The organism is Pseudomonas meliae (assembly GCF_001400515.1).
GTDB lineage: Bacteria > Pseudomonadota > Gammaproteobacteria > Pseudomonadales > Pseudomonadaceae > Aquipseudomonas > Aquipseudomonas amygdali.
In genome coordinates, this window is sequence record NZ_LJQT01000074.1 from 22,532 (window position 1) to 32,878 (window position 10,347).

Sequence of the window (10,347 nt, forward strand, 5' to 3'; positions counted from 1 at the left end):
CCCTGATCAGTGACCGCCAGCACAGGTCGGTGAAGCAGGCGCTGCACCGACCTTCGACCATTCTTCAGGCGTGTAAGTGTGCAACGCCAGCGCATGAAACTCGCCCATCAGGGCACCCAGCGTGGCGTAAACCTTCTGGTGCCGCTTGACCGAATTCAGGCCCTGAAACTGATCACTGACCAGAACAGCCTTGTAATGGGTCTGCTGACCACGACTGTGCATGTGGCTCTCGTCGAGCACTTGCAGATGGTGCGGTTGCAGCAGCGCAAGCGCCGACTCGATTCGTTGTTGCATGGTCATGGCAGCAATCGCCTGTCAGGGCTTTTTGGCAGGAGCTGGAGCGGCTGCCTTGGCAGGTTCCAGTTCGGCAGTCATGTCAGCCAGAAGCTTGTTGACGACCGGCACTGCGCTTTCCAGCTTGCTTTGGGTCAGTTGGGCCGATTGCTGAGCCAGCTCAGGCATTTTGGTCATCACTTTCTTGCCCAGCGGAGACTGGTAGAACGCAACCAGGTCCTTCAGCTCGCTTTCGGTGAAGTTGGCGGTGTACAGCTTGACCATCTCAGGCTTGAGCTTGTTCCAGCCAATAGCCTGGTCCAGAGCGGTGTTGGCCTTGGCCTGATAGGTTTCAAGCAGGGCTTTTTTCGATGCAGGTGCCTTGGTTTCAGCAAAACGCTGAGCGAACATCTGCTGAACCTGTGCATAGACCGGAGCGCCCAGGCGATCGGCGTTGGCAAGCTTCAGGAACGTTTCGGCGCTCGCGTTGTGACTGGCGGTGTCGGCGAAGACCTGGCCGCTGGCACAGACCAGGGCTACCGCGGTACAAATGGCACGAAGACGGGTCATCGAGTTTCCTTATCTAGCAAACGAGGCATTACCCCAGGGCCGACCATTCTGCGCTTATCTGGGCTTTTGGCTCAACCCCCGGTTCACCCAGCGGTTAAAAAGCACTGCGCGGGAACCCTGTCGGCATATGGACACCTAACCCTGCAACGCACTTAAAGGAGTAAGAACAGTGAGCCGCACCGAAACCGACAGCATTGGCCCGATCGAAGTCCCCGAAGATGCCTACTGGGGCGCGCAGACCCAACGCTCACTGATCAATTTTGCGATTGGCGACCAGCGAATGCCGTTGCCCGTTCTGCACGCGCTGACCCTGATCAAGAAAGCCGCGGCACGCGTCAACGACCGTAACGGCGACCTGCCCGCCGACATTGCCCGCCTGATCGAACAGGCTGCCGATGAGGTGCTCGACGGTCAGCACGACGCGCAATTCCCGCTGGTGGTCTGGCAGACCGGCAGTGGCACGCAAAGCAACATGAACGTCAACGAAGTGATCGCAGGCCGCGCCAACGAACTGGCTGGCCAGGGCCGTGGCGGCAAATCGCCGGTCCACCCCAATGATCACGTCAATCGCTCGCAAAGCTCTAATGACTGCTTCCCGACCGCCATGCACATCGCCACTGCTCAGGCGGTCAAGGCACAGCTGCTGCCAGCCATCGCCGAGCTTTCCAGCGGGCTGGCCGAGCAGGCTGCGCGGCACATGAAACTGGTCAAGACCGGGCGCACGCACATGATGGATGCGACCCCTATCACCTTTGGTCAGGAGCTTTCGGGGTTCGTCGCGCAGCTGGATTACGCAGAAAAGGCCATTCGCGCTGCGCTGCCCGCCGTCTATGAGCTGGCCCAGGGCGGTACTGCGGTCGGTACCGGGCTCAACTCGCCGAAAGGCTTCGCCGAGGCAATCGCAGCAGAGCTGGCTGCACTGTCCGGGCTGCCGTTCGTCACTGCGCCCAACAAGTTCGCCGCACTGGCCGGCCACGAGCCGCTTGCAGCGCTTTCCGGCGCATTGAAGACCCTGGCCGGAACCCTGATGAAAATCGCCAACGACCTGCGTCTGCTGGGCTCCGGCCCGCGTGCCGGGCTGGCCGAAGTCAGACTGCCCGCCAACGAGCCCGGCAGTTCGATCATGCCCGGCAAGGTCAACCCGACCCAGTGCGAGGCCTTGTCCATGCTCGCCTGCCAGGTCATGGGCAACGACGTGACCATCGGCTTCGCCGCCAGCCAGGGCCACCTGCAACTGAACGTCTACAAACCGGTAATCATTCACAATGTGCTGCAGTCAATCCGCTTGCTGGCCGATGGCTGCAGCAACTTCAATGAACACTGCATTGCAGGCATGCAGCCGGATGCCGAGAAAATGGCTGAGCACCTCGAGCGCGGACTGATGCTGGTTACAGCACTCAATCCGCATATCGGTTATGACAAGTCGGCGCAGATTGCCAAGAAGGCTTACACCGAAGGCCTGACGCTGCGTGAAGCCGCGTTGGCGCTGGGTTATCTGACCGATGAGGAGTTCGACGCCTGGGTGCGTCCGGACAAAATGCTCGAGGCAGGCAGTAATGGCTGATGCCAGAAGCGGCGCAACGCCACTGGAAGGTAACGGCAAACGGATTCTGATGGTTTACGGTACGCCGAAAGCCATCAGTCTCTGCCATGCCCTTGGTGAAGCCTATGCACAGGCTGCGCGCAGTGAAGGGCATGTGGTGCGGGAACTCAAGCTGGGTGAGCTGGATTTCGACCCCATTCTGCACAATGGCTACGATCAAACCCAGACACTTGAACCGGACCTGCTCGACGCCCAGCGCCAGATTCACTGGGCCGAGCATCTGGTATTCGTCTATCCGGTCTGGTGGGGCGGCTTGCCGGCGCTACTGACGGGCTTTTTCGACCGGGTACTGACGCCTGGTTTTGCGTTCAAGACTCACGGCCGCAAGCAATCCTCCAATGAGCTGCTCCGGGGCCGCACTGCAGAGCTGCTGGTCACTATGGACACCTCGCCCCGCTACTTTCACTGGATTTACGGCGCGCCGGCTCACCGGCAGATGGTGCGGACGATATTGGGCTTTTGCGGGATAAAAACCAAACGCCTTACCGAATTTGCCCCGGTGCACAGTGCCAGCGAACAGCAACGCCAGGAATGGATTCTCCAGGCACAGGCACTGGGCAAGCGCTGATCTGTCCGGGCGGTGAATTCAGGCCTGTGCGAGCCTTGCCTTGCGCGCTCTGAGGCCAGCGACCAGTGAAGGGCCAAGCGCGGTCAGCGTAACCAGCGGCGTCATCGCAAGCGTCGCGCTGACCCGTGATGCCTCCCAATGCGCCAGCGCCTCAGCGAAAGCACCATAGGCCACCAGTGTATTCAGACAGCAGGCGAGTAGCAGCCAGCCCTGCAACGGGCTCAACAATAACGCCTCGGCGGGGTGCGCCCAAGGCGTTAGCAACAGCGCACAGAACAGGTAAATCACCATCATAACCTGCAGCGAATTCCACACGGTCAGGAGCTGCTTCTGGCTCAATCCATAGAACGTCCAGATGGTCGAGGCCAGGAGCACCACCAGCACACCAAGGGTGTAATCGCCCAACGAGGTGAACAGCTCCACCAGACGCTGATTGAAAAAGAAGCCGAAACCGATCAGCAAGACGGCCAGACCAATGCCCTGCCCCAGACTGAAACGTTCCTTGAACAAAAAGATACTGCTGATCAACAGGAAGATCGGGCCGACCTGAACCAGTAATTGCGTGGTACCGGGGCTCAGCAGCCGCAAGCCGATGAGGTACAGCACGTAGTTGCCGACCAGGCCGAATACCGCCAGCCCCACCAGTACCTGGCCCTTGCGTCCCAGCACCTTGAAGCTGGGCAGGCGCTTGACCGACGCCAGCCAGATGAACAACAGCGCGCCGGAAACAGCCAGGCGAAACCAGGTCACAGTGACAGGGTCCATCACCTGCAGGACCTGCAGGACCTGCAGGACCTGCTTGAGCTTGATTGGCAGAATGCCCCAGAGCAACGCAGTCAACAGCGACAGACAAAGGCCATAGACCCAGCGACCAGACGAGATGTGCATTGAACCTTCCGCAAGAGATAGAACCAGTTGCTCATTCTAGGCGCTGACCTGCAAAGCAACAGTTACAGCTGGGCGCAGTTAACGCCGCCAATTGTGTTCTTTACCCCTGACCGCCGTGATTGCGCTGATACGTCTCACTGCCCATGGCCTGAATCTGACCTTCGATCAAGGCGTCGAAAGGCTTCAGCAGCGCCTCGAAAGAGCGCGGCGCCTCCAGCGTCTGCAAGGTATGAACGATAGCCTCAAGCGTCGATAAGGCATCCGGGCCCGGCGCTTTGCGCAAGCGATAACGCGAAACCGGCACATTGCCTGGTGTGACCCTTGGCAGGCCCGCCAACAAGGGGTTGAGGTGCAGCAGTTTGCGCGCCTTGCGCCAGGTGCCATCCGGCACGACCAGCAACATGGGCAGCGAGTTCTGCACATAGGGCAGCAACGTCTCGGCAGCGTCACCCGGAAACAGCAACCGCGCCTGATAGCCGGGCGGGTTCAAAAGCGTTTGCAGATCATCGAACACTTCCCCCACCCGCAACTGCGCATTGACCAGACCCAGTGCGGCCAGTCGCGCCGTATTCAACGCATGGCCGGCTTCATCGGGATGCTGCGGGATGCTGCAGGATCAACACTCGCGTGCGGCTGTCCAGTTGCGGAATCAAGGCGCAAAGACAGTGCGGGACGGGACGCAGGCAACGTTTACAGCGGGCGCGGGGCATCGGTTCTTACTCGGACAATCCAAAAAGGTTAAAACATGCCGCGCTGCGCCATGACCTTGAGCTCATCACAACCGCCTGTCGAACTGCGGCGCAGTTTAACCGGATAGCCCCCATTGCACGGGGGTGAACCGTAGCTGCAACAGCGATTTGAGCTAGCCTTGAGGTCTGGGCTGGTGAAATGAAGTACGCCTGCTGAGTCTGACAAGATCAACCTCAGGGGCTTTCATGAATCGCGAAGAAATCAAACAGAAGGTGTTTGACGCGCTAGGCATCATTCTAGTGGATAAAAGCATGATTCACGAAGGTGCCACCTTCATCGACCTGGCTTTTGAGGACGATGACATAGAGTGTCTGTTCGCGGCGCTGGGGGACATCTTCAACTTCGCGTTTCCTGACCAGATCAAGGAACAGGCCATCACAAAGCCCGAGGACTTTTCCCTGCACATGATCATCGAGCTAATTCTGTTGATGGGAAGCGAAGGCAACAAAACCAAGGGAAAACCCGGACATCGGCATTGAATGCCAGCCCTTGTATCGGGACACTCCTGTGCGTCCCGACCAGATTCAATATGCGCTCTGCCCAGCGAAGAGGGTCAGGCGAGAGGTTTACCGGCGTTGGCGACGACGATCATCATCGGCACGAACCGGAATGGGCTGCAGTTTTGGTCGTTCTATAAGACCCAATGCAACGCCTGCGTCATGGAGCCATTCTTGCAGTTTGCTATTCATAGAGCCCCCTTGAGGGAAATACCCGGCAGTCAATCTGTACACATCACTCACTAGAGATCATAGAAGCAAATGAACCGTTAGCCGAGTGCTACGGAAAACAATTTTCCGATAGAGCCAATGTGACATTTGTACAGGCTCGCTTCTAGTCTTTGCGACGGACGGCCTGTTACTGAACGTTGCGCCGACGAGCCAAACTGATCATTCAGGCGGACTGATCAGGCCGTCATTGTCAGTCATAGCCCGTTCGAGCAAGTCCGCGGGCAGACTCTTGCTGGCACGCGCACCCAGCAGCTTGAGTTGCTCGCTACGGCTTATCAGGTTGCCGCGCCCCTCCGTCAGCTTGTTGCGCGCCGCCGAGTAGGCCTTGTCCAGTTGCTGCAGACGGTTGCCTACCTCGTCCAGATCCTGAATGAACAACACAAACTTGTCGTACAGCCAACCTGCCCGCTCGGCAATCTCGCGCGCGTTCTGGCTCTGACGTTCCTGCTTCCACAGGCTGTCGATGACCCGCAAGGTGGCCAGCAGTGTGGTGGGGCTGACAATCACGATGTTGCGATCAAAAGCTTCCTGAAACAGATTCGGCTCCGCCTGCAAGGCTGCAGAAAAAGCCGCTTCGATAGGCACGAAGAGTAGAACGAAATCCAGACTGTGAAGCCCCTCAAGACGCTTGTAATCCTTGCCCGAGAGGCCTTTGACGTGATTGCGCAGCGACAGCACATGTTGCTTGAGCGCAGCCTGACCGATAACGTCGTCATCAGCCGATACGTACTGCTGATAAGCCGTCAGGCTGACCTTGGCATCGACCACCACTTGTTTGTCACCGGGCAGCATGATCAGCACATCAGGCTGAAAGCGCTCGCCATCCGGCCCCTTGAGGCTTATTTGCGTCTGGTATTCACGGCCCTTTTCAAGCCCGGCATGCTCCAGCACCCGCTCAAGAATGAGTTCACCCCAGTTACCCTGGGTCTTCTGCCCTTTCAAGGCGCGCGTCAGGTTGGTGGCTTCATCGCTCAAACGTTGATTCAACTGCTGCAGACGCTCCAGCTCCTTCGCCAGCGAAAAACGTTCGCGGGCTTCGTTCTGATAACTTTCCTCGACGCGCTTTTCGAACGACTGGATGCGCTCCTTGAGCGGTGTGAGCAATTGCCCCAGTTGCTGCTGGCTGGTTTCGGCAAAACGCTGCTCACGCTCATCAAAGATCTTGCCTGCCAACTCGGCGAACTGCGCGCGCAGCTCATCCCGGGAATCCTGCAGATCATTCAGGCGCTGCTGATGGCTGTCCTGCTGTTCACGCAACTCGGCATTCAATGCCGCGCACTGCGCATCCAGACGACGCAACTCGGCTTCTCTGCCGGCACGTTCATGATTCCAGGCATGCGCCGTTTCGCGAGCGCTATCGCCTTCCTGACGCAGCAACTCGACCTCGCGCCGCAGCGCTGCAAGGTCGGCCTGTTTGGCCGCATTGGCCTGGCTGAGGTCACTCACCTCGTCGCGGCAGGCATCCAGTTGCGCATTGAGGCCTTCCTGCGCCATCTGCGCCATGCTCAGGCGCTCGTCCAGCAGCGCGCTCTCGGCCTGACGAAGTGCCAGACGACGCTGCAACTGCCAGAGCAATGCCAACAAGGGCACAGCAGCTGCAGCAAGCCCCAGTAACAGGCTGTTCAGGTCCAGTGCCATAAAGACTCCATGCAGGCTGAATCATCGCCAGCGGCAGTGTGGGTAAGCGCGTGATAGTGCAGCAGAAACGTCGTCTAGGGCGAGGCAAGATCAACAGGCGGGGGCAAATCGGGGGAACGGATTGTACGCGCTTTCAGCAACGCGCACAGCCCCCATTTCGGGGACATTTCAGCCGGGACAATCCACAGAAGCTGTGGATAACTCAGTGGACAACCCCCCTTTAACTTCCGCAAACGCAAGCAGGATGCGGCCTGCGCTCAAACTGACGATTTTTTCACCAGCTAAAAAAAACGATGTTTTTCATTGACTTAATAATTCACCATCATAAATCAAACCCTTAGCAACGCTTGTGACAGTGATATGGCAGCTTGTTCAGCTAATGTGCACAACTCCTTGCCGGGGCTCTTTTCAGCCATTTCGGGCATCATATGATTCATGCTCGATTGCATCTTATTCTCAATGAATACGTGGCTTTCAGCAGCCTTTCAACCAGCGGGATCGACCTGTGGCCGACGCAGTCCACACCTCACCAGACGCCTTGAAAACAATGCAGGCGACAAATCATGCATCTCGTGGTCCAAGCACTGCCAAAAAAGACCAAATATCAGCCACCAAGGATTCAGTGAAGGCCCATGAAGGAGATAGTGAAGTTCTTCCTGCTGCTGTTGGCCGTCTGCATCGTCGCCCTGGCGGCCAGTATTGTCCTGCCACCGCCGGACGGCGGCGTCTTCGCCTATAGCGTGCTATTGTCTGCAATTGCCCTGCTACTGATCATCTGCAGCGACCTGAGCAATGGACGTATCAACAAGACAGGCGACATCATGCGCGCCATCGAAGGCCGCAAATCCCTGCGGCTGACCATCGCTGCCTACCTGCTCGGGTGCTCGATGGTCGCATCCGTGACCGTGCTGATCTACCGTATGGTCGGGCACTGGTGAATTTTATTTACCGACGCTTGCAATACTTCGAAATGGCGGGTAGCATCACCGCCGTTAGTACCAAGCTGAAAATCAATTCCGGTCGACAAGTCCCCCGACAGACACTCCTCCATGCGACGAGAATGTTGGCAACAAGGGATCGACCACCTCGATGGTTTCCAGACATGAACCTTTCGCGCTGATGCACCATTTGGGGTGACAGTGCAGTCATGCTCATGGTCTGCTTCAACCAGCCTGCAATTGATCAGGATCTTCACCCGGAGCGTAGAACCTTTGCTCCTGTTGTGTTGCCTGCCCTCCTAAGTACCTACCGGTCAGCCAGAGCGCCATACGATAAAGCGCGCTTCAACTGCCTGTCTTTGTTCCAGTCAGGTTCTCCGCCCAGCCAGGCTTTTGTATCAAATGTCGGCCCGCGTTTACTGGAATCTTTATTTATGCACGGTATTGTTCCGTGTTGTTTCAGGAAACACCTTGAATATGAATACTCAAACCCAACACGCAATTCACACATTGACCAATGCTTTTGCCCCGATGAACTGCCTGATCATGGCCGCTCGCAAAGGCTGTTTCAGTTTTACAATCGTCAACGAACACGGCATCGCCCGTCACAGCGAACGCCTGTACCCCGATCAGTACGCAAGCGCCGAACCGCTGCAAGCCGTGATCGAGCGTACTCGTCAAGCACTCATCGCCTGACGCAAACGATTCACCGCTCGCCAAAAGCCCCGCCCTGCAAAGCGGGGCTTTTTTATGCCCGCTCTATATTGAATTGACGACATTGACCAATGTGCAGCACTGGGACTTCGTCTAAATTGCAATTCCCACGGCTTTATCAAGATTGTCCTACAAGAATAGCTCTAAATCGGGCTCCTCAGCCTATAGCGCGCCATCGAAAATGTTGGTAATTTTCGACCGGTGAACAACAAGGAGTTCTAATAATGAAAATAATGACAAAAACACTGAACCGGACAACACTTGGACTCGCCCTGGGTCTGGCTTCTTCTCAACTGCTTGCAGCCGGTTTTGCCCTAAACGAACAAAGCATCAGCGGCATGGGCACAGGCTTTGCAGGTCGCTCCTCGTCAGCCGATGATGCAAGCACCGTATTCGGCAACCCTGCCGGCATGTCCCGAATCAAACGCGAACAAATCAGCGTCGGCGCCGCAGCCGTGATTGCCAAGACCGACATCGACAACGGTCGCGGCACATTCGGCGGCAGCAACGACGGTGACATGGTTCCGGTGGTCGGCGTGCCAATGGGCTATTACGTCAAACCTATCGATGATCACTGGGCATTTGGTCTGGGCGTGTACGTCCCGTTCGGCCTGGTCACTGATTACGAAAAAGGCTTCGCCGGCCGCTACTGGGGCGACAAGAGTCACGTCCAGATCGTGACCTTCCAGCCAACTGTCAGCTATGCATTCAATGACAAGGTTTCCATCGGTTTCGGCCCGACCATCAACCGCATCGACGGTGAACTGACCTCGGCAACATTGAACGCCGCAACACCGGGCCGTAATGACGGCAAGGTGAAGATCGAAGGCGATGACACCGCAATCGGCTTCAATGCCGGCATCCTGGTGCAGGCTACCGACACCACTCGTCTGGGCCTGACTTACCACTCCAAGGTCGATTACAAGCTCAAGGGCAAGACCAAGATCGAAGGCTCGGGCTTCGGCCCGTTCGGCGGCCAGAAGTACGATGCTTCGCTGGACATCTCCACGCCTGAGTCGGTGGACTTCTCTATCACCCAGCAACTCGACGAGAACTGGACTGTTTACGCAGGCAGTACCTGGACTCGCTGGAGCCGCCTGCAGGACATCACCGTCAACAACGATGGCGTCCCTGCTCTGCTGGGCGGTTCTGCCGGCCCAATCGGCACCATCACCGAAGAACAGAACTGGCACGACACCTGGGCGCACGCCATCGGTGCCTCGTACAAGGTCAATAAAGAGTGGACCCTGCGCACAGGTTTCTCCGTTGATCAGTCGCCGACCAACAACGTCAACCGCTCCCCACGCATCCCGACTGGCGATCGCAAGATCATCAGTTTCGGCGCAGGCTGGAGCCCGACCGACGACCTGACCATCGACGTGGCGTACTCGTACCTGCGTGAAGACGAAACCAAGATCCGCGACTCCAGCGCGACCAAAGGTTCGTACAGCGCTGACTACCGCAACACCGCTCACGGCCTGGGCACTTCGGTTACCTATCGCTTCTGATAGCAACTGCCAGGCTGAAAAAAGCCCGCAACCAGTAATGGTTACGGGCTTTTTATTGCGTGCCTGGTGCGCTCAGACCCGCATTGATTGACTGCCGTACAGATACTCCGCGTCATTGACTGGCTACCGTACAGATGCTCTGCCTCATGACTGACTATCGTGCCGACGC

Annotated in this window: 11 protein-coding genes and 1 pseudogene; 6 read left to right on the forward strand and 6 right to left on the reverse strand. The window is 57.5% G+C overall.

All coding sequences use genetic code 11. The features are described from left to right. Window positions 1–6 precede the first annotated feature (6 nt). Together ALO64_RS03235 and ALO64_RS03240 are read right to left on the reverse strand one after the other, a co-directional pair. Window positions 7–300: a BolA family protein gene (locus ALO64_RS03235; RefSeq protein WP_002554579.1), complete on the reverse strand. Its 294-nt coding sequence runs from the start codon at window positions 298–300 to the stop codon at window positions 7–9. 15 nt (window positions 301–315) lie between these two features. Further along, window positions 316–843, reverse strand: a complete 528-nt coding sequence (locus ALO64_RS03240) for a DUF2059 domain-containing protein (protein ID WP_003314637.1) — start codon at window positions 841–843, stop codon at window positions 316–318. A gap of 169 nt (window positions 844–1,012) precedes the next feature. Between ALO64_RS03240 and ALO64_RS03245 the strand changes: the two genes are divergently transcribed. Further along, window positions 1,013–2,407: a class II fumarate hydratase gene (locus ALO64_RS03245; protein ID WP_044343350.1), complete on the forward strand. Its 1,395-nt coding sequence runs from the start codon at window positions 1,013–1,015 to the stop codon at window positions 2,405–2,407. Continuing rightward, window positions 2,400–3,014 carry an NAD(P)H-dependent oxidoreductase gene (locus tag ALO64_RS03250; protein WP_044343351.1) on the forward strand — a complete coding sequence of 205 codons (615 nt, stop codon included), beginning with the start codon at window positions 2,400–2,402 and terminating at the stop codon, window positions 3,012–3,014. Before ALO64_RS03245 ends, ALO64_RS03250 begins: the two co-directional genes overlap by 8 nt. A gap of 18 nt (window positions 3,015–3,032) precedes the next feature. Here the strand turns inward: ALO64_RS03250 and ALO64_RS03255 are convergent, their stop codons facing one another. Further along, entirely contained in the window at window positions 3,033–3,902 is an 870-nt protein-coding gene (locus ALO64_RS03255) for a DMT family transporter (RefSeq protein ID WP_044343352.1), read from the reverse strand. A 100-nt stretch (window positions 3,903–4,002) separates the two neighbouring features. Then, window positions 4,003–4,612, reverse strand: a pseudogene (locus tag ALO64_RS03260) (tRNA-uridine aminocarboxypropyltransferase). Window positions 4,613–4,837: 225 nt separating this feature from the next. On the opposite strand from ALO64_RS03260, the gene ALO64_RS03265 reads away from it, so the two are divergent. After that, window positions 4,838–5,131, forward strand: a complete 294-nt coding sequence (locus tag ALO64_RS03265) for a hypothetical protein (protein WP_044343353.1) — start codon at window positions 4,838–4,840, stop codon at window positions 5,129–5,131. 87 nt (window positions 5,132–5,218) lie between these two features. On the opposite strand, the gene ALO64_RS26605 is transcribed toward ALO64_RS03265, so the two are convergent. Then, window positions 5,219–5,341 carry a PA1414 family protein gene (locus tag ALO64_RS26605; protein WP_101165338.1) on the reverse strand — a complete coding sequence of 41 codons (123 nt, stop codon included), beginning with the start codon at window positions 5,339–5,341 and terminating at the stop codon, window positions 5,219–5,221. A 198-nt stretch (window positions 5,342–5,539) separates the two neighbouring features. Further along, on the reverse strand, window positions 5,540–6,904 hold the full coding sequence (gene rmuC / locus ALO64_RS03270; protein ID WP_167336730.1) for a DNA recombination protein RmuC: 1,365 nt from the start codon (window positions 6,902–6,904) through the stop codon (window positions 5,540–5,542). Between the two features lie 746 nt (window positions 6,905–7,650). Here rmuC and ALO64_RS03275 point away from each other — a divergent pair. From ALO64_RS03275 to ALO64_RS03285, 3 genes are all read left to right on the forward strand, one after another. Beyond that, entirely contained in the window at window positions 7,651–7,956 is a 306-nt protein-coding gene (locus tag ALO64_RS03275; protein ID WP_005731271.1) for a hypothetical protein, read from the forward strand. 477 nt (window positions 7,957–8,433) lie between these two features. After that, window positions 8,434–8,652 carry a hypothetical protein gene (locus tag ALO64_RS03280; RefSeq protein ID WP_002554588.1) on the forward strand — a complete coding sequence of 73 codons (219 nt, stop codon included), beginning with the start codon at window positions 8,434–8,436 and terminating at the stop codon, window positions 8,650–8,652. 242 nt (window positions 8,653–8,894) lie between these two features. Beyond that, on the forward strand, window positions 8,895–10,178 hold the full coding sequence (locus tag ALO64_RS03285; RefSeq protein ID WP_002554589.1) for an OmpP1/FadL family transporter: 1,284 nt from the start codon (window positions 8,895–8,897) through the stop codon (window positions 10,176–10,178). Window positions 10,179–10,347 lie beyond the last annotated feature (169 nt).

Excerpts from the sequence above, each read along its gene's own strand:
- ALO64_RS03235 (WP_002554579.1), bottom strand. The coding sequence starts at position 300 with ATGACCATGCAACAACGAATCGAGTCGGCGCTTGCGCTGCTGCAACCG.
- ALO64_RS03240 (WP_003314637.1), bottom strand. The coding sequence starts at position 843 with ATGACCCGTCTTCGTGCCATTTGTACCGCGGTAGCCCTGGTCTGTGCC.
- ALO64_RS03250 (WP_044343351.1), top strand. The coding sequence starts at position 2,400 with ATGGCTGATGCCAGAAGCGGCGCAACGCCACTGGAAGGTAACGGCAAA.
- ALO64_RS03255 (WP_044343352.1), bottom strand. The coding sequence starts at position 3,902 with ATGCACATCTCGTCTGGTCGCTGGGTCTATGGCCTTTGTCTGTCGCTG.
- ALO64_RS03265 (WP_044343353.1), top strand. The coding sequence starts at position 4,838 with ATGAATCGCGAAGAAATCAAACAGAAGGTGTTTGACGCGCTAGGCATC.
- ALO64_RS26605 (WP_101165338.1), bottom strand. The coding sequence starts at position 5,341 with ATGAATAGCAAACTGCAAGAATGGCTCCATGACGCAGGCGTTGCATTG.
- ALO64_RS03275 (WP_005731271.1), top strand. The coding sequence starts at position 7,651 with ATGAAGGAGATAGTGAAGTTCTTCCTGCTGCTGTTGGCCGTCTGCATC.
- ALO64_RS03280 (WP_002554588.1), top strand. The coding sequence starts at position 8,434 with ATGAATACTCAAACCCAACACGCAATTCACACATTGACCAATGCTTTT.
- ALO64_RS03285 (WP_002554589.1), top strand. The coding sequence starts at position 8,895 with ATGAAAATAATGACAAAAACACTGAACCGGACAACACTTGGACTCGCC.